This window comes from Hydrogenophaga sp. OTU3427, from assembly GCF_038440225.1.
Lineage (GTDB): Bacteria > Pseudomonadota > Gammaproteobacteria > Burkholderiales > Burkholderiaceae_C > Hydrogenophaga.
The window spans coordinates 155,179-177,852 of the sequence record NZ_JASATI010000004.1 but is presented as its reverse complement, the minus strand read 5'-3'; the positions used below and the strand labels follow the sequence as shown (position 1 = coordinate 177,852).

The following is a 22,674-nucleotide window of genomic DNA, read 5'->3' as shown; positions in this document are numbered from 1 at the left end:
ACCATGAACACCCACACATCGATCCTTGATGCCGGCGAGACCGAGACCCTGCGCAGCCCGCAGTACTACGAGGTCTTCCGCCAGGACCTGGTCAACTTCATGGAGGCCAACTGCCCGCGCGAACTGCGCGAGAAGGTGCGCTCCAACCAGAAGCTGGGCCGCGCCGAATTCGCCGAATGGCAGCGCCGCCTGCATGCGCAGGGCTGGGGCGCCCCCGGCTGGACGCGCGAGAACGGCGGCACCGGCTGGGACCTGCGCCAGCGCTACCTGTTCGAGGAAGTGAGCGCCGAACTCGACTGCCCGCCGCTGTACCACCACGGCCTGGGCCACATCGGCCCGGTGATCACCCACTTCGGCACGCCGGAGCAGAAGGCCCGCTACCTGCCGCGCATCCTCGACGGCAGCGAGTGGTGGTGCCAGGGCTATTCGGAACCCGGTGCCGGCTCCGACCTCGCCTCGCTCAAGACCAGCGCGGTGCGCGACGGCGACGACTACGTCATCAACGGCCAGAAGATCTGGACCTCGCACGCCCACGAGGCCGACGTGATGTACACGCTGGTGCGCACCTCGGTGGACGCGCGCAAGCAGTCCGGCATCACCCTGCTGGTGGTGCCGCTGGACACCCCCGGCATCCAGATCCGCCCCATCCACACCATCGACCAGTGGCACCACGTCAACGAGGTGTTCCTCGACGAGGTGCGGGTGCCGGTGGCCAACCGCATCGGTGAGGAAGGTGGCGGCTGGAAGTGCGCCAAGTTCCTGCTCGACCGCGAGCGCCTGTCGCCGGCCACGGTGCCGCGCCTGGCGCGCCAGCTCGACCAGGTCAATGAGCTGCTGCAGGCGCGCCTGTTGCGCTCGGGCCCGTCGGCCAGCCTGCATGGCGCGCTGGAGCGCCTCTACCACGCCCAGGCGGCGGTGCAGGGCGCGCGCGAGATGCTGCTGAGCGCCATCCGCGAGGAAATGAACGGCACGCTGGCGGCCTCCAAGGCCTCTGCGCTCAAGCTGTTCTGCTCCGAGCTGTCGCAGCAGATCTCCAGCCTGGCCTACGACCTCTCGGCGCCCGAGTTCGGGCCGCGCCTGCTGCCCGCGGTGCCGGCGCCCAACGGGGCCGACGACCTGGAGATCGAGCGCCAGCTCGTCCACACCTACCTGTTCTACCGGTCCCGTACCATCGCCGGCGGAACCAGCGAGGTGCAGAAAAACGTGATTGCCCGCGACCTTTTCGGAGCCTGACCATGCCCTTTACCCCTGTTCCCATGTTCCCGGGCGATCTCTACGACACCGGCCTGCGCCTGGCCGAGAGCGTCGGCCCCCGCGCCACCGACACGCCCCCGGGCGGCACGCTCAGCAGCCCCGAGTGGCGCCAGATGCTGGACCTCGGCTGGCAAGGCGTGCTCATCGCCGAAGACGCCGGCGGCGTGGGCGGCACGCTGGCCGACCTCGCCGCCATCGTCGAGGCGCTGGGTCGCCAGGCCATCGTGGCACCGGTCATCGCGCGCTGCGCCGTGGCGCCGCTGCTGCTGTCCGGCCTGGGTGGGCAGCCGGCGGTGGCCAGTCTGCTCGAAGCCATGGCCGTGGGCGATGCCTCGGTGTGTCCGGTGGTGGACACCGGCCACCTGCTGCCCGGCGCCGCCAGCGCCCTGGCGCTGCGCGCCGACGGCACGCTGCACGGCCGCCTGTCCGGCGCCGACCTCAGCGAGCCGGCCACCCACCTGCTGTTCAACGTGCGCGAAGGCGCCGACGCCACGCCGGCCCTGCTGCTGCTGCCCATGGCCGACGTGCTGCCGCTGGCGCGCCTGTACCGGGGCGTCGATGGCCGCGTCACCGCCGACATCGAATTCCAGGGCCTGCGGCCCGCCGACGGCCAGCTGCTGTCGCGTGGCGCGCCGGTGTCGCGCGCGGCCGAGCTGGCCCAGCAGGCCGGCGCCTTGCTGACCTGCGTGCAGGCCGTGGGCGCGGCAGGCGCCATGGTCGAGCAGACCATCGACTACCTCAACACCCGCATGCAGTTCGGCGTGCTGCTGGCCACCTTCCAGGCGCTGCGCCACCGGGTGGTGGAGATGTACGTGGCCTACGAAAACGCCCATGGCCTGGTGCGCCAGCTGATCGAGCAGACGGTGCTGGCGCCCAAGGGCTACCCGCGCGACGTGGCGCTGACCAAGCTCTACCTGATCGGCGTGAGCCGCGCCATGGCCGAGTCCGCCATCCAGCTGCACGGCGGCATGGGCATGTCGCAGGAGACGCTGGTGGCCCGCCTGGCCACCCACGTGCTCATGAACAGCCTGCAGTACGGCGACAAGACCCAGTGCCTGGACTGGCTGGCCGAGCGCAGCACGGCCGAGGCCGCGCAGGCCTGAACCCCCACGGAACCCGCCATGCACAGCCTCCACCCCCTGTTCTTTCCCAGCTCGGTCGCCATCATCGGCGCCTCGTCCGACCCCGAACGCATCGGCGGGCGTCCGCTGCGTTTCCTGATCGAGTCGGGTTTCGCCGCCCCCATCTACCCGGTCAACAAGAGCGGCGCCCAGATCCAGGGCCTGCCCTCCTTCGCCAGCGTGCTCGACATCCCCGGCCCGGTCGACCAGGCCATCGTCGCGGTGCCGGTGGCCGGCGTCGAGGCGGCCCTGAGTGACTGCATCCGCAAGGGCGTGCGCTGCGTGCAGGTGCTGACCGCCGGCTTCGCCGAGCTGGGCCCCGAGGGCCGCGCCCTGCAGGACCGCCTGCTGGCCCTGTGCCAGGCCGCCGGCGTGCGCATGGTGGGCCCCAATTCGCTGGGCCTGCTCAACGTCGACACCCGCTTCTTCGCCACCTTCTCCACCGCCCTCAACGGCCTGCAGCCGCGCCCCGGCGTGATCTCGCTGGCCACGCAGAGCGGCGCCTTCGGCTCCTGCGCCTACGGCATGGCCACGTTGCGCGGCCTGGGCTTCAGCAAGATCATCGCCACCGGCAACGAGGCCGATGTCGACGTCGCCGAGGCCATCGACTACCTGGCCGAGGACCCGCAGACGCGGGTGATCTGCGCCGCGCTCGAATCCTGCCGCGATGGCCAGCGCCTGCGAGCCGCCCTGCTCAAGGCCGCCGGCGCCGGCAAGCCGGTGCTGGTGATGAAGGTCGGCCGCACCGAACTGGGCGCCGCCGCCGCCAGCACCCACACCGGCTCGCTGGCCGGCGACGACGCCGTGTTCGACACCGTGTTCGCCGAATGTGGCGCCTACCGCCCGGCCTCCATCGAGGAGATGCTGGACATCGCCTACCTGTGCGCCACCACCGGCCGCCTGCCGCTCAACGCCGACATGGGCGTGGTCACCGGCTCCGGCGGCATCGGCGTGCTGATGGCCGACCACGCGGGCGAGCTGGGTCTGAGCATGTCGCCGCTGCCGCCCGCGGCCGTGGCGGCCACGCTCGAGGTGCTGCCCTTTGCGGTGGCCGCCAACCCGCTGGACATGACGGCCCAGGTGACTTCGGTCAAGAGCGGCGTCACGCGTGCGCTCGACGCCATGCTCAACCACGGCCCCTACGGCACGGTGTTCGCCTACCTGGCGCACTCGGGCCTGTCGCCGCAGCGCTTCGCGTCCAGCATCGAGGAACTCGGCGCGCTGCGCCTGCGCCACCCCGACAAGGACGTGGTGATGGTCATGCTGTCGGTGCCCGAGGTGAACGCCCGGCTGGAAGCCCTGGGCATGCCGGTCTTCGCCGACCCCAGCCGCGCGGTGGTGGCGCTGGGCGCCGCCGCCCGCATGGCCACGCGCCGGCGTGCGCTCTACGAAGCCGGCACGGTGCGGCCGGCCGCCACGCCGCTGGGCCGGGTCGACACCGAGGCCACGGCCAAGCAGGCCCTGGCGGCCGCCGGCCTGCCCATGCTGCCCGAGCACCTGTGCACCAGCGCCGACGAGGCCGCCCGCGCGGCCCAGGCCCTGGGCTTCCCGGTGGTGGCCAAGATCGCCTCGCCCGACATCCCGCACAAGACCGAGGTCGGTGGCGTCATCCTCCATCTGACCGACGCCGACGCCGTGCGCGCCGCCTTCGACACCCTGATGTCGCGCGCCCGCGCGGCCCGCCCGCAGGCGCGGCTGGACGGTGTGCTGCTGGCGCCCATGCTCCAGGGCGGGGTCGAGGTCATCCTGGGCGTGCACATGGACCCGACCTTCGGCCCCATGGTCATGTACGGATCGGGTGGCACGGCGGTGGAGCTGTTCAAGGACGTGGCCTTCGCCTCGGCCCCGCTGACGCCGCCGCGTGCGCGCGACCTGGTCGAGCGCGTGCGCGCCTCGGCGCTGCTGCGCGGCTGGCGCGGCGCGCCGCCCTGCGACGAGGCCGCGCTGGTCGACGCCCTGTGCCGGCTGTCCGAGTTCGCCGTGGCGCACCAGGACGAGCTGGCCAGCATCGACATCAACCCGCTGGTGGTGCGCGCCCAGGGCGCGGTCTGCCTGGACGCGGTCATCGTCAAGCGCCCACCCGCCACCCAGCCGCACGAGGAGCCCGAGCATGCCCACGCCCACTGAGGCCACCCTGGCCCAACTGCAGGCCCAGGTCCAGGCCCTGGCCGACCGCGAGGCCATCCGCGAGTGCCTGTACCGCTACTGCCGGGGCATCGACCGGCTCGACGAGGCCGCGCTGCGTTCGGCCTACTGGCCCGACGCCACCGACCGCCACGGCCCCTACCAGGGCTCGGCGGCCGGCTTCATCGACTGGGCGCTGGCCAAGCTCCAGGGCGGTGGCCGGCTGGTGCACTTCCTGGGCAACATCCTGATCGATCTGCGCGGCGACAGCGCCGCGGTGGAGAGCTACTTCCAGGCCTTCCAGAACGACGTCGACGCCCAGGGCGCGCCGCTGGAAACCTTCCTGGCCGGGCGCTACATCGACCGCTTCGAGCGCCGCGACGGCGAATGGCGCGTGGCGCAACGCACCGTGACCTACGACTGGCTGCGCCAGCTGCCCCTGCCCGCCGGCAGCGACGCCGAGCGCTTCGGCGTGCGCCAACCCAATGGCGCCCAGATGCCACACGACCCGGTCTACGGGCTGCTCGCGCAGGCACCGTCCGGCGCGCCTGGCAACACGTGACCCGATCCCCCCGGGGTGACCCCGGGGCGGGCGTGGCGCGAGGGGGCGCCTGCCGCGCAGGTGGGCGTCCGATGCCTCAAAGGCGGTAGAGGGCGTTGGGATTCGCCTGGAGGATGAGTCGCTGCTGCGCCGGGTCGGGGGTCCACGCCAGGAAGTGATCCCACAGGGCCTGGGTGCTGGGCACCGCGCCTTTCGGGCGGGTGTGTGGCCAGTCCGAGCCCCACACCAGCCGCTCCGGGCAGTGCGACACCAGCCGCTCATGGATGCGCCGGGCGTCCTCGTAGGCGGGCGCCAGGTCGGACACGTTGGCCACGCCCGACAGCTTCACCCACAGCCAGCCCTGGTCCAGCAGGCGCCGCATGGCCACCATCCCGACATGGGTGTCGCCCAGGGCGGCGGGGGCCCGCCCCATGTGGTCGAGCACCACCGGCAGGCCGGCTGCCTTCAGCTCGGCTTCGATGTCCGGCAGGAGGCGGCTGTCCGTCAGCAGGTCGACATGCATGCCGCGGGCGCGCAGCCGAGGCGCCAGGCCACGCAGCGCCGTCAAGGGCACCAGGCCCGGCATGCGCCGGGCCTCGTCGGTGGACAGGTGCGCAAAGCGCAAGGCCCTGACGCCCGCGAGCGCCAGGGCATCGAGCGCCCGTTCGGACACCTCGTCGGTCGCGGCGCCCACGCCGACCAGCGTGCCGCCCGCCCGCGCCAGGGTGTGCAGCAGCGCGGTGTTGTCGGTGCCATAGAAGCTGGGCTGGACCAGCACCCCACGGCGAAAGCCCCACGGGCCCAGGGTCGCCTGCCACCCCCCCAGCGGTGCCTCGGCGGGCGTGTAGGAGCGCCCCGCCAGCATGGGAAAGCGGTCTTGAGGCTCGACCACGTGAAAGTGGCAGTCCACCCAGTCCACGGTCAGTCCAGCGTGATCTTCGCCTCGCGCACGATGCGTGCCGTGCGGGCGATTTCCGAGCGGATGAACTCGGCGTACTCGGCGGGCGAGCCGGGCCGTGGTTCGGCCCCCAGCTTGAGGAACTGCTCCCGGACAGCGGCGCGCTGAAGGACCTTGTTCAGCACGGCGTTCAGCCGGCCCACCAGCTCAGGGCTTGCCCCGCCGGGCAACACCAGTCCGAGCGTGGTGCTGGCGTCGAAATGGGGAACGCCCGACTCGGCCAGGGTGGGCACCTGGGGCAACAGCGGGGAACGTTTGGCCGTGGTCACCGCCAGCGCGTGCAGCTTGCCGCCCTGGACCAGCGCCAGCACCGACGACAGCTGGTCGAAGTGCAGGTCCACGTGGCCGCCGGCCAGATCGGTGTTGGCCGGCGCGCTGCCCTTGTAGGGCACGTGCACGAAGCGGGCGCCCGTCGCGTCCTGGAACAGCTCGCCGACGATGTGGTTGCCGCTGCCACTGCCCGCCGAGGCCATGGTCATGGCGCCACCGCGCGACTGGGCACGCGCCACCAGTTCCTGGACGGTCTTGACCGGAGAAGAGGACCCCACCACCAGCACCATGGGAACGCTGGCGATCAGGCCCACCGGGCTGAAGTCCTTGATGGCGTCGTAGGGCAGCTTCGGGTACAGCGAGGGGGCCGCCAGGTGGTTGATGGGCGACGCGATGCCCAGGGTGTAGCCGTCCGGGGCGGACTTCGCGACCGCGTCGAGGCCCACCGTGCCGCCCGCACCCGCCTTGTTGTCCACCACGATGGGCTGGCCCAGTTCCCTGGACAGCTCCGGCACCAGAAGGCGCGCGCTCAGGTCCACGTTGCCCCCGGGCGGAAACGGCACGATCAGCTTCAGGGGCCGGCTCGGGTAGGGCTGGGCTTGCACGGTGAGGCCCACCATCAGCGAGGCGGTCAGCAGCAGGGTTCGAAAAACGGTTCGCATGGGGTCTCCTGTTCGGTGGGTCACTCGGCCTTCAAGCCGAGTTCCTGGGCCAGTTGGGTGTTGCTCACGATGTCCCGGCCAATCTGTCTGGCGAAATCGTCGCCACAGGTGCTCTGTGGCTCCAGGCCGGCCGCCTCCAGGCGTTCCCGGATCTCGGGCGCCCTGCCGAAGGCCGCCGCCTCGCGCTCCAGGCCGCGCACGATGTCGGGTGGCGTGCCGGCCGGTGCCATCAGGCCGTACCAGGTGTCCACCACAAAGCCCTTGAGGCCGGCCTCTTCGAAGGTGGGCACCTGGGGCAGCAGCGCCGAGCGCTGCCGCGAAGCCACCGCGATGGGCACCAGTTTGCCCGACCTGATGTGGGGCAGCACCGAACCCACGGTGGCGAACGACAGGTCCACCTGGCCGCCGATCAGATCGGTCACGGCCGGCGCCGCGCCCTTGTAGGGCACGTGGACCAGCGTGGTGGCGGTCAGCTTGCGGAAGGTCTCGGTGGCCAGGTGCGGCGAACTGCCCTGTCCTGGCGTGGCGTAGGTCGCGCCCCTCGGGCTCTCGCGGATGCGCGCCAGGAACTCGGGCAGGCTCCTGACCGCCAGGCTGGGCCCCACCACCAGCACCGTGGCGCTGGCCGCCAGCGTGCAGACCGGCCTGAACGACCTGGCGGCATCGAACTTGATGCGCCCGGCGTAGAGCGCGGGAATCATGGTGTGGTTGGTGGCGGCGGCCAGCAGCGTGAGCCCGTCCGCCTTGGCGGCGGCCACCGCCTCGGTGGCGAGCACCGCGTTGGCGCCCGGTTTGTTCTCCACCACGAACGGCTGCTTGAACGCCTTGCCCGCGAAATCGGCGAAGCTGCGGGCCACGATGTCCGACGGGCCGCCGGCGGCGAAACCCACCACCACCTTGACCGGGCGGTCTGGGTAAGGTGTGGTCTGCGCGGCGGCGGACATGGCGGCGCTTGCCAGCAGCCCCCACAGTGCGAATACCTTCATCGGTGTCTCCTTAGCGGGATTGGGATGCACGCGCCAGCGGCAGGCCGGGGGCATCGAGTGTCGAGCGAAGAATGGAGCCGCTGACCGATTCCGTGCAGTACAGCGTCTTGCGGTCGGGCCCGCCGAAGGCGACGTTGGTCAGCGACGCGCCCAGGGGGCTGCGCAACACCAGCACGGGCTCGGCGCGGTGGTTGAGCACCCAGGCGCAGCCCAGGCCCGGATTGGCCACGATCACCCTGCCTTGGCTGTCCACCGCCAGGCCGTCCGGCCCGCTGGGCCCGTGGGAGGTAAAGAAGGCGCCGACCTTGGACACGCTGCCGTCGTCCAGCAAGGGCACGCGCCACACCGCGTTGCCGCGGGTGACGCCCAGGTAGAGCACGCGCTCGTCGGGCGACAGCGCCACGCCGTTGGGGCTGGGCACGTTGGACAACAGCAGATCGAGCTGTCCGTTCGGGCGCAGGCGGTACAGGCGCCCGGTGGGGTCGTGCAGCCCGGTCTGCCCCTGGTCGCTGAAGTAGAGGTTGCCCTGGCGGTCGAACACCAGGTCGTTGATGCCCATGAAGCGCTGGGTGTTGCGCCGCTCCAGGTAGGGCCGCACCGCGCCGCTGGCGATGTCGCAGACCATCAGGCCGTTCTTGTAGTCGGCGATCAGCAGTTCCTGGTCGCTGAGGAACTTCATGCCATTGGGTTCACCGTCGTACTCGGCCACCTGGGTCCAGTCGCCCTGGGCATCGATGCGAAAGATGCGCCCGAACGGGATGTCGGTGACGTAGAGCTGACCGGCCGCATCGAACACCGGACCTTCCAGAAAGCTGTCGGTCGCCTGCCCGGGGCGGTTGGCGTCGCCCCACACCGAGCGCACACCGGTGCGCCGCAAGTGATCGGGCATGCGCGTGAACACCTCGGCCTCACGCACCTCGGGGGGATGGAGCTGCCACATGCCCGGCCTCACTGACGGTCAAACGCGGTGTTCGCGGCCACCTTGCCCCAGTAGGCGGTGCGCTCGGCCAGGTTGCGGGCGAAGGCAGGCGCGTCCCAGGCCGCCGCCTCGGCGCCAATGCTCTCGGCATAGGTCTTCATGTCGGCGCTGGCCATGGCGGTGGCGATTTCCTTTTGCAGCCGCGCACCCACCTCGACTGGCGTGCCCTTGGGGGCCCACAGCCCGGTGAAGTTCACGACGCCATAGCCCTTGATGCCGGCCTCGGCAAAGGTGGGCACGGTCGACAGCGCCGCCGGCCGCTTGTCGCCGCTGACCGCCAGCAACCGCACCTTGCCGCCCTTGACCTGCCCGATGACGCCCGGGGTCGACGCGATCTGGTAGTCGATGGTGCCGCCCAGCAGGGCCAGGGTGGCTTCGCCGGCGCCCTTGAAGGGGATGTGCATGAAGTTCACCCCCGTGGCGATGCCCAGGGCCTCGCTGGCGAAATGGGGCATGGTGCCCGCGCCGCCCGTGCCGTAGGTGATCTTGTTGGGCTCGGCCTTGGCCGCGCGCAACAGCTCGTCCAGCGTCTTGTAGGGTGACTCGGCGCGCACCACCACCGCCATGGGCGCGAACATGAAGGCGCCCAGCGGCTGCAGGTCCTTGTCGTGGTCGAAGGGCAGCTTCTTGAAGATGTGGGGCAGCAGCGCGAAGGTGGTGTCGTTCGCCACCAGCGTGTGGCCATCGGGCGCGGACTGCACCACCTGCTGGATGCCGATCGTGCCGGTGGCGCCAGCCTTGTTCTCGACGAAGAAGGTCTGGCCGGTCTGCTCCTGCAGCTTGGTGGCGATGCGCCGCGTGACCACGTCCACCGCGCCGCCCGGCGGGTAGGGGACGATGATCCTGACCGGTTTGGTGGGCCAGCTTTGCGCCCAGGTGGCGCTGGCTGCGATCAGTGCGAGCGCAAAAAGAATGCGGGATTTCATGTGTGTCTCCTGGTGAATGGAATCAGTCCAACTTGATGCGGGCCGCTTTGATGACCGCGGCCCACTTGGCGCTCTCGGCCAGCACAAACGCCCCGAGGGCCTTGGCGCCCCCCGTGGCGGGAAGCGCGCCCATGGCCGCCAGGCGCTCGCGCACGGCGGGGGCCGACAAGACCTCCTTCATTTCCGCTTCCATGCGGCCGACGACGTCGGCGGGCGTGCCCGCTGGCGCGAACACCGCGTTCCATTCGTAGGCACTGAAACCCGGCAGGCCGGTCTCGGCCACGGTGGGCAATTCCGGCATGGCTTCGATGCGTTTGTCGAACGCGGTGGCGATGGCCTTGAGGCGGCCCGACTTGACCAGGGGTGCCGAGACGGTCACGGCGCTGAACATCATGTCGACCTGGCCGCCGGCCAGGTCGGTGAGCGCGGGTGCGCCACCTTTGTAGGGCACGTGCAGCACGTCCAGGCGGTGGCCCTGCTTGAACAGCTCGCCGCTCAAATGCGCAGCACCGCCGCTGCCTGCCGATGCGTACGACAGCTTGCCGGGCTGGGCGCGGGCCAGCTGGACCAGATCGGCCACCGTGTTCACGGGCGACGATGCGGGCACCACCAGCAGGGTCGGGATGCGCGCCACCATCGCGATGGGCGTGAAGTCCCGGGCATAGTCAAAACCCAGCTTAGGAAACAGGCTCGGGTTGACGGCAAACGACGTTGCGTCGTAGAGAAAGGTGTAGCCATCGGCGGGCGCCTGCGCCACGGCTTGTGCGCCGATGGTGCCGCCGCCACCCCCTTTGTTGTCGACCACGACCTGCTGCTTGAGCCTCAGGCTCAGTTCGGCGGCCACCACCCGCGCCAATGCGTCGGCGGCACCGCCCGCCGCATAGGGAACGACGAGCTTCACGGGTTTGTCGGGCCACGCCGCATGGGCGCCCCACACAGAGGCCAGGGCCACGCTGGCCAGCACGGCCTTTGTCCATCGGATACGCATCGTTGTCTCCTCGTTGTTTGAACCGAAACGTCGGTCCGTCGTTCTGTCGTCACACCGTCGCGATGGGCGTGGCGGGCGAACCCACCGCACCCGGCAGGCGCAGCGGTGGCGCGGTCAGCAGGAACCGGTGGCGCCCGTGGGTGCGCAGCCAGCGCGCCAACTCGGTCAGGTACCACAGCTCGCCCAGGTGGATGCCGTTCTTGAACAGGCAGTGTTCGTGCAGGGGCAGGCGTGGTTGGCGCAGGGGCGTGGGCGTGAGCAGCTTGGGCACCACCAGCTCGACGGCGGGGTTGTCTGCGATCAGGCAGGCCAGCCGGACATCCACGATCCAGTTCAGGAGCTTGCTGTCCCGGCCGTCCAGGCCACTGCCGGTGTCGTGCAGGTGCTTCACGTCCGGTTGGCGGTTCATGGCCAGCAGCGTGTCGGCAAAACCGGTGTGCAGGCAGACCATGTCGCCCTCCTGGACCTCGACGCCGTCGGCGTCCAGGATGCGCATCAGCTGGTCGTAGCCCACCGCCGTGCGAACACGGCCGACGTGGTGCGCCAGGTCGATCATCACGCCCCGGCCCTGGGCCCCGTGTTCGGCCAGGCGTTCAATGCCCAGCGCATCGGCCTGCGGGCCCGGAAAACGCGCGAAATCCTGCGTGGCCTGCGGGTCTTCGGTGCCGGGCCGGATGTCGGTGCCGGCCCGGTAGCCGTTGTAGAAAACGGCCTCGGGCACACCGTCGCCATCGGCGTCGAACCGGGCACCGACGTGGGCCAGGCTGTCCCACTGCGTGGAATACTGCAGCCCCAGCAGGACCACATCGTCGTTGACGACGTCGGTGAGGTCCGGGTCTTCCTCGGTGTAGGACCAGCAAAAGCCTTGCTGGCCGGCGCTCTTGCCATCGCGCAGCACGGCAAAGCGTTCGGGCGGCCGGCGGCGCGGGTTGAGCGCGCGGCCGCCCGGCACATCCAGGGGCAACGAGAGGCAAAACGTGCGCCCTTCGCGAACCTCGGCCATGCCTTGCAGCACCTTGGCCGGTGTCACCAGGTTCATGCGACCCCGCTGGTCGTCGTCGCCAAACTCGCCCCAGTGGGACCCTGGGGGTGCCTGTTTCCAGCGCCGCGCCATGGTGGGCTCAGCCGTGGTTGAGCACGGCGAGCGCGTTCTGCGCGGCCGCCACGCCCATCTTGACGTAGGCATCGGCCGTGACGCCGCCGATGTGCGGGCTCAGCACGATGCGCGCCTCGCCATGGAAGGGGTGCGGCGCGCTCATGGGCTCCACGGCGAAGCTGTCCAGGCCCGCCCCGCCGACCTGCCCGGACCTCACCGCGTCCAGCAGCGCCGCCTCGTCGATCAGGCCGCCGCGCGCCGTGTTGACGATGATCACGCCGGGCTTGCACGCCGCCAGGGTGCTGGCATTGATCAACCGGGCGTTGTCGGCCGTGAGCGGGCAGTGCAGCGAGATGGCATCGGACTCGCGCCACAGGGTGTCCAGATCGACGCTCTGTATGAAGTCCGGCAGCTGCTGCGCGTAGGGGTCGAAGCCCAGCACACGCATGCCCATGGCATGGGCCATGCGGGCAAAGCGCAGGCCGATGGCTCCCAGCCCCACCACACCGACGGTGCGGCCGTCGAGTTCGATGCTCTTGTGGGTCGATTTGTCCCAGTGGCCGGCGTGCATGCGCTGGTCCAGGGTGACCACGGATTTGGCGCAGGCCAGCAACAGCGCCAGCGCCTGCTCCGCCACCGCGGCGGCGTTGGCACCCACGGCCGCCACGACCCGGATGCCACGCGCCTGCGCCGCCACCTTGTCGATGGTGTCGGTGCCGCTGCCGTGCTTGGAGATCACGCGCAGGCTGGGCGCGGCGTCCATGGCGGCGGCGCCGACCTTGCTGTAGCGCACGATGATGGCCACGGGGTCATGCTGTCGGCACAGGGCCACCACGTCGTCCTCGGTCGGGGTCTTGCCGGCAAAGAGGACGTTGAAGTCGCCCAGCAGCGCCAGGGCCTGGGGCGCCAGATCGGCGCCGGTCACCAGCAAGGTGGGGCGTTGGCTCACAGCGTTTCTCCTTCCTTGATGACGCCAGCGGCGCGCAGCGCGCCGTTGAGCCAGACCGGGGCCAGCGCCTCGCGGCTCTTGATCTGGGCGATGCGCCGGGTTTCGGCAGCGACCTTTTCCCCGGCCAGCGGCAGCATGGCGGCGGCCTTGGCGCGCTCGATCACGGTCACGCCGTCGGCATCGCCCACCACCAGGTCGCCCGGGTTCACGGTGACGCCACCGATGGAGATGGGGTGGTTCAGGCGCCCTGGCACGAACTTGGTGGGGCCGTTGGGGTTGAGGCCGGCGGCGTACATCGGGAAGCCGAGTTCGCGGATGGCCTCGCTGTCGCGCACCGCGCCGTCGATGACCACGGCGGCCACGCCCAGGGCCACACACTGCTGCGACATGATTTCGCCCATCAGGGCGCTGGAGAGGTCGCCCTTGCCATCGACCACGATGACGTCGCCCGGCTGGGCGATGGCCATGGCGGCGTGGATCATGAGGTTGTCGCCAGGGCGCACCTCCACCGTGATGGCCGGACCGGCAAAGCGCATGCTGGGCGCCAGGGGCGCGATGCGCCCGTGCAGCGCGCCGCGCCGCCCGGCCACGTCGGCGAGGATGGACGATGGAAACTTCGCGGCCTGGGCAACGACTTCGGCGTCGACACGTTCGATGTGGCGAACCACGTCGGGCAATGCAGCGGCTTGACTCATGGGAATCTCCAGAAAGGCCGGCGGGTGCCGGCGGATTGATCGAGAAGGGAAAAGGCTCAGTCGATGCGGGCGCCCGACTGCTTGACGACCTTGCCCCAACGGACGATGTCGTCCTTGATGAGGGCGGCGAACTGCTCGGGGGTGCCGCCCACCGGGTCGGCGCCCTGCTCGCCCAGCTTCTTCAGCAGGTCGGGCTGTTTCAGCGCGGCGTTGAACTCGGCGTTCAGCTTGGCCACCACCTCCTTGGGCGTGCCCGCGGGCGCCAGGAAGCCGAACCAGGTCACGGCGTCAAAGCCCTTGAAGCCCGACTCGTTGATGGTGGGCACTTGGGGCAGGTCGTCCACGCGTTGGGCCGACGTCACGGCCAAGGCCCTGAGCTTGCCCTGCTTGATCTGGCCGATCAGGGTAGGCACGGAGGACATGTAGAGCTCGACGTTGCCGCTCACCACATCGGTCAGCGCCTGTGCGGCGCCCTTGTAGGGCACGTGCTGCATCTTCACCGATGCCGCGCCTTGAAACAGCTCGCTGGTGAGGTGGGCCACCGTGCCATTGCCCGGAGAGGCGAAGTTGAGCGCACCCGGCTTGGCCTTGGCCGCCTTCACGACGTCGGCCAGGGTCTTGTGCGCCGAATTGGCCCCGGTCACCATGACCAGCGGCGCATTGGCCACCACCATGATGGGGGCGAGGTCCTTCACCGAGTCGTAGGGCATCTTGGCGTACAGCGTCGGGTTGATGGCCAGGTTGCTGGTCTGGCCCAGCACGATGGTGTAGCCGTCGGCGGGCGACTTGGCCGCCGCTTCCACCCCGAGGTTGCCCCCGGCGCCCGGCTTGTTGTCCACGACGAAGGTCCAGCCCGTCGTGCTGGTGACCTTCTGCGTGACTTCCCGCGCGATGATGTCGGTGCCGCCGCCGGCCGGGAACGGCACGACGACGCGGATGGGGCGGTTGGGGTAGGCCTGCGCGTGTGCGGCGGCGGAAGCGGCGAAGGCGACGAGCGCGACCAGGGCGCGGCGGTTCAGCATGGTGTGTGTCTCCAAGGTCGGGTTCCCGGCAACCTCGCCGGCTTCCCGTTGATGGGCTTGAGTATTGGGCTTTCAACAGATACAGTCCAATCGATAATTTATTGAAATACATCAATCTGGCTTTTGACATGGACCTGCGCGACCTCCGCTATTTCGAGACCATTGCCGAGCTCGAACACATCGGACAGGCGACCGCCCGGCTGCACCGCACGCAGCCGGCGCTGACCAGCTGCATCCGTCGCCTGGAAGAGTCCTGCGGGGCGCCGCTGTTCGAGAAGGCGGGCCGTGGCATCCGCCTGACCGCCGCCGGCAAAGTGCTGCTGAAGTGGGCGCAGCGCATGCGCTTCGACGTGGAGGAAGCGAAGCGGGAAATGGGCGACATCGGCCTCGGGCTGTCCGGCCACATCCGGCTGGGCATCGTGCCGACCGCGGCCCAGTTCCTGCTGCCGCGCGCGGCGCGAGAGCTGATGGCGCAGGCACCGGAAGTGACGCTGAAGACCGTGGTCGGCCTGGTCGACACCCTCAGGCCCCAGTTGTACGCCGGCGAGATCGATCTCATGGTGGGCACCGAGGGCGCCGAGGCACCCGGGTACGTGTCCCAGGTGCTCGCCGCGGACACCATCGTCGTGGCCGCCAGCGCGGGGCACGAGATTCACCACATCAAGCCGACCCTGCGCGACCTGACCCGCTACCGCTGGGTCCTGCAGCCGCCCGGCGCGCCGACCCGCGACTGGCTGGACCACGCCTTCGACCGCAAGCAGCTGCCCCGCCCGCGCGTGCAGGTGGAGAGCACCATGCTGCTGATGCTCCCCGCGCTGATCGCGGAGACCGGCCTGCTGAGCTTCATCTCGCGCCACCACCTGGACAAGGCCCATGCCACCTCACAGCTCAGGGAGGTGCCCGTCAAGGAGGCCACCATGCACCGGCGCCTGGTCGTGACCTACCGCGAGAACAGCTATGTGCCGCCGGTGGCCAAGCGGCTGATCGCCCTGCTGGCCAGCGCCGCCAGATGAGGCCCGCCGGGGGGCCGCCACGACAACCAAAGAACTTGTCCGTCAAAGAGGCGGGGCCGCCTCATTGACGGACAAGTTCTAAGGCTTGAGCGACGCCGCCAGCTGCCGGAGCAGGTCGGTGTAGCGTTCGCGGTTGGGCCGGATGCGCTCGACCGCGCCGCCCATCCCCAGGGCCACCGCGCGCCCCTGCACCTTCACCGGCAGCAGCACACACACCGTGCCCCCGCCCAGCAGCGGGATGTTCTCGGCGTAGGTCGCGCCGTCCACGCGCGCCTGGGCCACGCGCTGCATCATCAGCTCCAGCGGCTGGCGGTCGTCCTTGGCTGGCGTGGCGATGTTGGCGCGCCGCACCAGCTTCTCCACGCTCTTGTCGTCCAGCTGGGACATCAGCATCCAGCCCGTGGCCGACAGCGTGAGCGGGCGCATGCTGCCCTCCTCGGTGTGGAAACGCAGCGCATGGGTCGACTGGATGACCCGGATGTACTGCAGGTAGACGTCGTTCTGCAGCGCGATGGACACCGTCTCGCCGGTGGCGCTGTGGGCGTCGCGCATGATCTCGAAGATCTCGCCCTGGCCGAACAGCGCGTGGCTGATCCAGTCGCCCAGGGCGCTGACCCGCAGCGTCGGAAAGTACAGGCGCGTGCTGCGGTCGTAGCTCAGGTAGCCCAGCGCGATCAGGTTCTTGAGCAGCACGGTCGAGCTCGACTGCGGGTAGTCCAGCGCGGTGCACAGCTCCTTGAGCGAGCGCGGGGCCTGCTCGCGCTTGAAATACTCGAGGATTTCGAGCACGCGCACGGCCGACTTCACGGGGGAGATCATGGGTCCAGACTCCAGAAAAAATTCATACGTGATATTGCGTCACACATTTGAATAATAACTTGATTACCTGCCGGTCGGCAGGTATTCTGTGCCTCAAGGGTCCAGAACCCCTCAGAACAAGGAGACAAAGATGCACAGCGGCCTGTTCCACGGACACCCCGTCCCCCGCCTCCGGCAGCCCGGCCAACCCCGCCCACGCCGGGTTGGCTGAACGCCATGCGAGCCATCGTCACCGGCGCGGCCCGAGGCATAGGCCGGGCCATCGCCTTGCGCCTCGCCGCCGATGCCGCCCAACACGGCGGCGCCCGGCTGGTGCTGACCGACCTGCATGAAGACGAACTGCAATCGCTGGCCGATGAGGTGCGCGCACTGGGCGGCGAAGCGCGGGTGGTGACGGGCGACATGTCGCAGCCCGGACACCCGGCCGCGCTGGCCGCCGCTGCCCAGGCGTTTGGCGGCCTCGACGCCGTGGCCAGCAACGCCGGCGCCGCCATCCCCGGCGCGCTGCTCGACTACCGGCTGGAAGACTGGGACAAGGTCTTCGCCCTGCACGCCCGCGCCCCCTGGCTGCTGGCGCGCGCCTGCCACCCGGCGCTCAAGGCCAGCGGCGGCAGCTTCGTCATCACAGCCTCCATCTCCGGCAGCCACGCCACCGCGCCGCTGGGCGCCTACAGCCCGAGCAAGGCCGCCGCCCTGATGCTGGCCAGACAGCTGGCGGTGGAATGGGGCCCGGACGGCATACGCGTCAACTCGGTCTCGCCCGGCATGACCGTGACGCCGGGCACCGCCCCCGCCTACCGCGAACCCGAGGCCCGCGCCCAGCGCGAGGCGCGGGTGCCGCTGCGCCGCATCGGCCTGCCGCAGGACATGGCCGGTGCCGTGGCCTTCCTGATGGGCAAGGACGCCGCCTACATCACCGGCGTCGACCTGCTGGTGGACGGTGGCCTGCAGCACACGGTGATGGGTGCGGTGAACATGGCCGGTTGGCAAAAAAAAATGAAACGCTGAACCGCACAGCGCCGACCGGTGGTGCTACGATTTTTACTTACCGGCCGGCATGTAATTAGACAGACAACGAGACAAGAAGGACCCCCACCATGTTGGGACTGATGCAGCCAAAACCGCTCCTGATTTCGGGGCTGATCGAACACGCGGCGGCCGCCCACGGCAACGTCGAGGTGGTCTCCACCCTGCACGGCGGCGAGTTGCGGCGCAGCAACTGGCGCACCGTGCACCAGCGCGCGCGCCGCCTGGCCAGTGCCCTGGGCGGCCTGGGCGTGGCCCAGGGCGACCGCGTGGCCACCCTGGCCTGGAACACCGACCGCCACCTGGAGCTGTACTACGCGGTGGCCGGCATGGGCGCCGTGCTGCACACCGTGAACCCGCGCCTGTTCCCCGAGCAGATCGCCTACATCCTCAACCACGCCCAGGACGGCATCGTCTGCTTCGACCTCGACTTCGCCGGCCTGCTGACCCAGATCGCGCCCCAGCTCACCACGGTCAAGCGCTTCGTCGCCCTGTGCCGGCCCGACCAGCTGCCCGCGCTGGACCTGCCCGGCCTGTGCTGCTACGAGGACCTGCTGGCACAAGGCGATGAGCACTTCGCCTGGCCGGCGCTGGACGAGAACACGGCCTCGTCGATGTGCTACACCTCGGGCACCACCGGCCACCCCAAGGGCGTGCTCTACAGCCACCGCTCCACCGTGCTGCATTCCTTCACCGCCTGCACGGTCGATGGCCTGGGGCTGAACGCCCGCGACAGCGTGCTGCTGGCCGTGCCCATGTTCCACGTCAACGCCTGGGGCGTGCCCTACGCCGCGGCCATGTGTGGCGCCAAGCTGGTGCTGCCGGGCTCGGGCCTGAGCGGCGACAAGCTCTACGCCGCCATGCGCGACGAGGGCTGCACCTTCTCGCTCGGCGTGCCCACGGTGTGGCTGGGCTTCTTCCAGCACATCGAACAGCAGCGCGCCGGCCTGGACCTGTCCGAGCTGCGGCTCAAGCGGGTGGTGGTGGGCGGCTCGGCCGCGCCGCGCGCCATCATCGAACGCTTCGAACACCTGCTGGGCGCCTACGTGATCCAGGCCTGGGGCATGACCGAAACCAGCCCGCTGGCCACCATCGGCAACCTGCTGCCCAAGCACGAAGGCCTGCCGCTGGACGCCCGGTTCGACGTGCAGTGCCGCCAGGGCCGGCCGATCTTCGGGGTCGAGGTCGAGATCTTCGGCGCCGACGGCCAGCCCCTGCCCCACGATGGCCAGCAGATGGGCGAGCTGCGCGTGCGCGGCCCCTGGGTGCTGTCGGCCTACTATGGCAGCGAGGCCGGCTCGGCGCTGGACGCGCAGGGCTGGTTCAGCACCGGCGACGTGGCCCTGATCGACACCGACGGCTACGTGCAGATCACCGACCGCAGCAAGGACGTCATCAAGTCCGGCGGCGAATGGATCAGCTCCATCGACCTGGAAAACCTGGCCGTGGGCCACCCCCAGGTGCGCGAGGCCGCCGTCATTGGACTGCCCCACAGCAAGTGGCAGGAGCGCCCGCTGCTGATCGTCGTGCCCAAGCCCGGCGAGCAGATCGACGGCGCCGAGCTGCTGGCATTCATGAAGGAACGCGTGGCGCGCTGGTGGCTGCCTGACGAAGTCGTCTTCGTCGACGAGCTGCCCCACACCGCCACCGGCAAGCTGCTCAAGACCCGGCTGCGCGAGCAGTTCCGGGGCCACCGCCTGGTCACCGACCCGGCGTGAACCGACACCCGTGGCGCGTCCCACGCGGCGCGCCACGGCCTGTAGAAGAAGAGAAGAGAACGTCCGCAAGAAGAGACCACCGGCCAGCGGCAGGGGCGCCGCCGGTCCCCACCATCCGCCCCAACCACTGGAGACAGACCATGAAGAACCGCAAGCTCAACACCCTGAGCGCCGCCAGCCTGCTGGCCCTGCTGGCCGCCACCGGCGCCCACGCCCAGATTTCCGACGACGTCGTGCGCATCGGCGTGATGGCCGACCAGACCGGGCCCTACTCGGGCAACGGCGGCCCCGGCTCCACCCTCGCCGTGCGCATGGCGGTGGAGGACTTCGGCGGCAAGGTCAACGGCAAGAACATCGAGGTGGTGGTGGCCGACGACCAGAACAAGCCCGACGTCGGCACCAACATCGCCCGCAAGTGGATCGAGAGCGAAAAGGTCGATGCCATCGTCGGCGGCTCGGCCTCGTCCATCGCGCTGAGCGTCAGCGCCATGATGAAGCAGCACAACAAGCCCTACCTGGTCGCCGGCACGGTCACCTCCGACCTCACCACCAAGGCCTGCTCGCCGATGAACTTCCAGTTCCTGGTGGACACCTACTCGCTGCCCAAGGCCGGTGTGCAGAGCCTGGTCAAGCAGGGCATCAAGAGCTTCTATTTCGTGACCGTGGACTACGCCTTCGGCACCGCGCTGCAGACCGAGGCCACCAAGTTCATCGAAGCCGCCGGCGGCAAGGTCGTCGGTTCGGTCAAGCATCCGCTGGGCACCACCGACTTCTCGTCCTACCTGCTGCAGGCCCAGGCCAGCAAGGCGCAGGCCATCGTGGTGCTCAACGCCGGCCTGGACCTGTCCAACGCGCTCAAGCAGGCCGCCGAGTACCGCCTGTCCAAGAGCGGACAGGTGGTCACGGTGTTCGGCATGACCATCAACAGCGTGGGCGCCATGGGCCTGGACGTGGCCCAGGGCCTGCAGATCACCGCGCCCTTCTACTGGGACCAGAACGACGAGACCCGCGCCTGGTCCAAGCGCTTCACCGACCGCAACAAGGGCGTGATCCCCACCTACATCATGGCCGGCGCCTACAGCGCCACCATGCACTACCTCAAGGCCGTGCAGGCCGCCGGCTCCGACGAAGGCCAGGCCGTGGTGGCCAAGATGAAGGCCACGCCGGTCAACGACTTCATGTCCAAGAACGTGGCCATCCGCGAGGACGGCCAGGTCATGCGTCCGACCTACATCGTGCAGGTCAAGTCGCCGGCCGAGTCCAAGAACAAGAACGACCTCTACGCCATCAAGGGCGAGATCCCGGCCGACCAGGCCTTCCGTCCGCTGTCCGAAGGCGGCTGCGACTTCGTCAAGAAGTAAGCCGACGCCACACGCCAGAGGCCGATCCGCATGCACACCGAAACCGTCAGCCGTCAGTGCGTGGCCCCCACCGGGGCGCTGGCCCGCCTGTTCACGCCCTGGTCCTGCCGGGACGTGGCGGCGCGCAACCGGGTCGTCATCTCGCCCATGCAGCAGTACGCGGCGCACGAGGGCCTGGCCAACGACTGGCACCTGATCCACCTGGCGCGCTTCGCGCTCGGCGGCGCGGGGGTGGTGTTCGCCGGCGCCACCGCCGTGGAGCCGCGCGGGCGCAACACCCACGGCGACCTGGGCCTGTGGCACGACGGCCAGATCGAGCCGCTGGCACGGGTGGCGCACACGCTCAAGACCCACGGCGCGGTGCCGGCCATCCAGCTGGGCCACACCGGCCGCAAGGGCGGGCTGCAGACCTGGTGGCATGGCCACGGCCCGCTGAACCAGGCCGACGCGGCGCGGGGCGAGCCGGCCTGGCCGGTGGTCGGCCCCAGCGCCTTGCCCACCGGCGAGGGCTGGCCCACACCCGAGGCCTTGTCGGTGGACGGCATCGCTCGGCTGGTCGACGCCTACGGCCAGGCCGCGCGCCGCGCCCACGCGGCCGGCTTCGAGGTGCTGGAGGTGCATGGCGCCCACGGCTACCTCATCCACCAGTTCCTGTCGCCGGTGGCCAACACCCGCACCGACGCCTACGGCGGCGACGCCCTGCGGCGCCAGCGTTTTGCGCTGGAAGTGGCCGAATCGGTGCGCCGCCACTGGCCGCGGCAGCTGCCCCTGTTCTGGCGCATCTCGCTGGCCGACCTGGACAGCGGCGACCTGCGCCACGAAGACCTGACCGGCCTGTGCGCGGCCCTGCGCGAGCGTGGCGTTGACGTCATCGATGCCTCCTCGGCCGGTGGCATCTCCAGCTACCCGACCCGCCTGCAGTCGCGCCGCAGCGACCTGGACTTCCGCGCCGACGACGGCCAGCGCCTGCGCCACGAGGCCGGCGTGCAGGTGATGGCGGTGGGCAACATCATCGTGCCCGAGCAGGCCGAGGCCCTGCTGCAAGCCGGCCAGGCCGACCTGGTCGCCATCGGCCGCGAGGCCTTGTACAACCCCAACTGGGCCCTGCACGCCGAGCGCGCGCTGGGCCTGGACAACGGCATGGCGCACTGGCCGCGCCCCTACCGCATGTGGCTGACGCGGCGCGCCGCCAGCGCTGACGCCGTGCGCGACGCCGCCGATCTGCGGCGCCTGCAGGCGCGTCAACACCAGGGAGCCTCGCATGCTGGCGTTTGACATCCTGCCCACCGGCCAGGACCTGCTGGGCGAGTGCCCGCTGTGGGACGTGGCCAGCCAGTCGCTCTACTGGATCGACGCGCGCCGCCATGTGGTGCGCCACCTCCAGCCGGACACCGGCGCGCAGTCGCACTGGACGCTGCCCGAGGAGATCGGCTCCATCGCCCTGTGCGAAAGCGGCCAGCTGCTGGTGGCCCTGGTCGACCGCTTCGTGCGGCTGGACCCGCGCAGCGGCACCATCACGCCGCTGCTGCAGATGCGGCATGCGGCCGACAACGTCCGCCTCAACGATGGCCGGGTCGACCGCGCCGGCCGCTTCGTGGTGGGCTCGCTGGTCAAGCACAGCCACGAGCCGCTGGGGGCCCTGTACCAGCTCAGCGGCGCCACGCTGCGCGAGGTGGACCGGGGCTTTCGCGTCTCCAACACCACCTGCTTCAGCCCCGATGGCCGCTGGATGTATTTCGCCGACAGCATGAGCCGGCAGATCCTGCGCTACCCCTACGACACCGCCACCGGCGCCGTCGGCCCGCGCGAGCCCTTCATCGACATCGCCCCCTGGAACTCGGCCCCGGACGGCGCCACCGTCGATGCCGAGGGCGGGCTGTGGGTGGCCCTGGTGCTGAGCGCGCAGCTGGCACGCTTCCACCCCGATGGCCGCCTGGACCGCCTGATCGACTGCCCGGTGCCCTACGTGACCTGCCCCTGTTTTGGCGGTCCCGAGCTCGACACCCTCTACCTCACCAGCATCCGTGACTCGGGCAACATGCTGCGCACCGACCACCCCCACGGTGGTGCGCTGATGGCCATCCGAGGCACGGGTGCGCGCGGCCTGCCCGAAGTGCGCTTCGACGACCGCGGACTCTGACCCACACCCTCACAGGAACAACAACC

At 70.2% G+C, this 22,674-nt stretch carries 21 protein-coding genes; 10 read left to right on the top strand and 11 right to left on the bottom strand.

Annotation, left to right across the window (positions count from 1 at the left end):
- The first annotated feature begins 3 nt into the window (after nucleotides 1-3).
- From AAHB17_RS04210 to AAHB17_RS04195, 4 genes are read left to right on the top strand one after another with little or no spacing between them, the layout of a single operon-like run.
- Nucleotides 4-1,233: an acyl-CoA dehydrogenase family protein gene (locus AAHB17_RS04210; RefSeq protein WP_342129243.1), complete on the top strand. Its 1,230-nt coding sequence runs from the start codon at nucleotides 4-6 to the stop codon at nucleotides 1,231-1,233.
- Nucleotides 1,234-1,235: 2 nt separating this feature from the next.
- Nucleotides 1,236-2,357: an acyl-CoA dehydrogenase family protein gene (locus AAHB17_RS04205; protein WP_342129242.1), complete on the top strand. Its 1,122-nt coding sequence runs from the start codon at nucleotides 1,236-1,238 to the stop codon at nucleotides 2,355-2,357.
- Between the two features lie 18 nt (nucleotides 2,358-2,375).
- A complete protein-coding gene (locus tag AAHB17_RS04200) occupies nucleotides 2,376-4,502 on the top strand; it encodes an acetate--CoA ligase family protein (protein ID WP_342129241.1) in 2,127 nt (708 codons plus the stop codon).
- Nucleotides 4,486-5,061: a nuclear transport factor 2 family protein gene (locus AAHB17_RS04195; protein WP_342129240.1), complete on the top strand. Its 576-nt coding sequence runs from the start codon at nucleotides 4,486-4,488 to the stop codon at nucleotides 5,059-5,061. The genes AAHB17_RS04200 and AAHB17_RS04195 overlap by 17 nt, the downstream gene beginning before the upstream one ends.
- Nucleotides 5,062-5,137: 76 nt before the next feature.
- Here AAHB17_RS04195 and AAHB17_RS04190 read toward each other — a convergent pair whose 3' ends face one another.
- The 10 genes from AAHB17_RS04190 to AAHB17_RS04145 are packed head-to-tail and all read right to left on the bottom strand — an operon-like array spanning nucleotide 5,138 to nucleotide 14,571.
- Nucleotides 5,138-5,959 carry an amidohydrolase family protein gene (locus AAHB17_RS04190; protein ID WP_342129239.1) on the bottom strand — a complete coding sequence of 274 codons (822 nt, stop codon included), beginning with the start codon at nucleotides 5,957-5,959 and terminating at the stop codon, nucleotides 5,138-5,140.
- Between the two features lie 2 nt (nucleotides 5,960-5,961).
- Nucleotides 5,962-6,930: a Bug family tripartite tricarboxylate transporter substrate binding protein gene (locus AAHB17_RS04185; RefSeq protein ID WP_342129238.1), complete on the bottom strand. Its 969-nt coding sequence runs from the start codon at nucleotides 6,928-6,930 to the stop codon at nucleotides 5,962-5,964.
- A gap of 20 nt (nucleotides 6,931-6,950) precedes the next feature.
- Nucleotides 6,951-7,916: a tripartite tricarboxylate transporter substrate-binding protein gene (locus AAHB17_RS04180; RefSeq protein ID WP_342129237.1), complete on the bottom strand. Its 966-nt coding sequence runs from the start codon at nucleotides 7,914-7,916 to the stop codon at nucleotides 6,951-6,953.
- Between the two features lie 10 nt (nucleotides 7,917-7,926).
- Nucleotides 7,927-8,856, bottom strand: coding sequence for an SMP-30/gluconolactonase/LRE family protein (locus tag AAHB17_RS04175; RefSeq protein WP_342129236.1), 930 nt, complete (start codon nucleotides 8,854-8,856; stop codon nucleotides 7,927-7,929).
- An 8-nt stretch (nucleotides 8,857-8,864) separates the two neighbouring features.
- Nucleotides 8,865-9,821: a Bug family tripartite tricarboxylate transporter substrate binding protein gene (locus tag AAHB17_RS04170; RefSeq protein ID WP_342129235.1), complete on the bottom strand. Its 957-nt coding sequence runs from the start codon at nucleotides 9,819-9,821 to the stop codon at nucleotides 8,865-8,867.
- A 22-nt stretch (nucleotides 9,822-9,843) separates the two neighbouring features.
- Nucleotides 9,844-10,809 carry a tripartite tricarboxylate transporter substrate binding protein gene (locus AAHB17_RS04165; protein ID WP_342129234.1) on the bottom strand — a complete coding sequence of 322 codons (966 nt, stop codon included), beginning with the start codon at nucleotides 10,807-10,809 and terminating at the stop codon, nucleotides 9,844-9,846.
- Between the two features lie 49 nt (nucleotides 10,810-10,858).
- Complete coding sequence (locus AAHB17_RS04160) at nucleotides 10,859-11,923, bottom strand: cyclase family protein (protein WP_342129233.1); 1,065 nt, start codon at nucleotides 11,921-11,923, stop codon at nucleotides 10,859-10,861.
- Nucleotides 11,924-11,930: 7 nt separating this feature from the next.
- Entirely contained in the window at nucleotides 11,931-12,854 is a 924-nt protein-coding gene (locus AAHB17_RS04155; RefSeq protein WP_342129232.1) for an NAD(P)-dependent oxidoreductase, read from the bottom strand.
- Nucleotides 12,851-13,549 carry an RraA family protein gene (locus AAHB17_RS04150; RefSeq protein ID WP_342129231.1) on the bottom strand — a complete coding sequence of 233 codons (699 nt, stop codon included), beginning with the start codon at nucleotides 13,547-13,549 and terminating at the stop codon, nucleotides 12,851-12,853. The genes AAHB17_RS04155 and AAHB17_RS04150 overlap by 4 nt, the downstream gene beginning before the upstream one ends.
- A gap of 56 nt (nucleotides 13,550-13,605) precedes the next feature.
- Nucleotides 13,606-14,571, bottom strand: coding sequence for a tripartite tricarboxylate transporter substrate binding protein (locus AAHB17_RS04145; RefSeq protein WP_342129230.1), 966 nt, complete (start codon nucleotides 14,569-14,571; stop codon nucleotides 13,606-13,608).
- A gap of 128 nt (nucleotides 14,572-14,699) precedes the next feature.
- On the opposite strand from AAHB17_RS04145, the gene AAHB17_RS04140 reads away from it, so the two are divergent.
- Complete coding sequence (locus AAHB17_RS04140; protein WP_342129229.1) at nucleotides 14,700-15,584, top strand: LysR substrate-binding domain-containing protein; 885 nt, start codon at nucleotides 14,700-14,702, stop codon at nucleotides 15,582-15,584.
- Between the two features lie 78 nt (nucleotides 15,585-15,662).
- On the opposite strand, the gene AAHB17_RS04135 is transcribed toward AAHB17_RS04140, so the two are convergent.
- The gene (locus tag AAHB17_RS04135; RefSeq protein WP_342129228.1) at nucleotides 15,663-16,403 is read right to left on the bottom strand and encodes an IclR family transcriptional regulator; all 741 of its coding nucleotides are present in this window, start codon (nucleotides 16,401-16,403) and stop codon (nucleotides 15,663-15,665) included.
- A 216-nt stretch (nucleotides 16,404-16,619) separates the two neighbouring features.
- On the opposite strand from AAHB17_RS04135, the gene AAHB17_RS04130 reads away from it, so the two are divergent.
- The 5 genes from AAHB17_RS04130 (at nucleotide 16,620) to AAHB17_RS04110 (ending at nucleotide 22,648) form a co-directional block, all read left to right on the top strand.
- Nucleotides 16,620-17,411: an SDR family NAD(P)-dependent oxidoreductase gene (locus tag AAHB17_RS04130; protein ID WP_342129227.1), complete on the top strand. Its 792-nt coding sequence runs from the start codon at nucleotides 16,620-16,622 to the stop codon at nucleotides 17,409-17,411.
- 89 nt (nucleotides 17,412-17,500) lie between these two features.
- Nucleotides 17,501-19,147 carry a long-chain-fatty-acid--CoA ligase gene (locus AAHB17_RS04125; RefSeq protein WP_342129226.1) on the top strand — a complete coding sequence of 549 codons (1,647 nt, stop codon included), beginning with the start codon at nucleotides 17,501-17,503 and terminating at the stop codon, nucleotides 19,145-19,147.
- A gap of 140 nt (nucleotides 19,148-19,287) precedes the next feature.
- Nucleotides 19,288-20,508, top strand: a complete 1,221-nt coding sequence (locus AAHB17_RS04120; protein ID WP_342129225.1) for an ABC transporter substrate-binding protein — start codon at nucleotides 19,288-19,290, stop codon at nucleotides 20,506-20,508.
- Nucleotides 20,509-20,538: 30 nt separating this feature from the next.
- A complete protein-coding gene (locus tag AAHB17_RS04115; protein ID WP_342129224.1) occupies nucleotides 20,539-21,783 on the top strand; it encodes an oxidoreductase in 1,245 nt (414 codons plus the stop codon).
- Entirely contained in the window at nucleotides 21,770-22,648 is an 879-nt protein-coding gene (locus AAHB17_RS04110; protein ID WP_342129223.1) for an SMP-30/gluconolactonase/LRE family protein, read from the top strand. Before AAHB17_RS04115 ends, AAHB17_RS04110 begins: the two co-directional genes overlap by 14 nt.
- The last annotated feature ends 26 nt before the right edge of the window (nucleotides 22,649-22,674 follow it).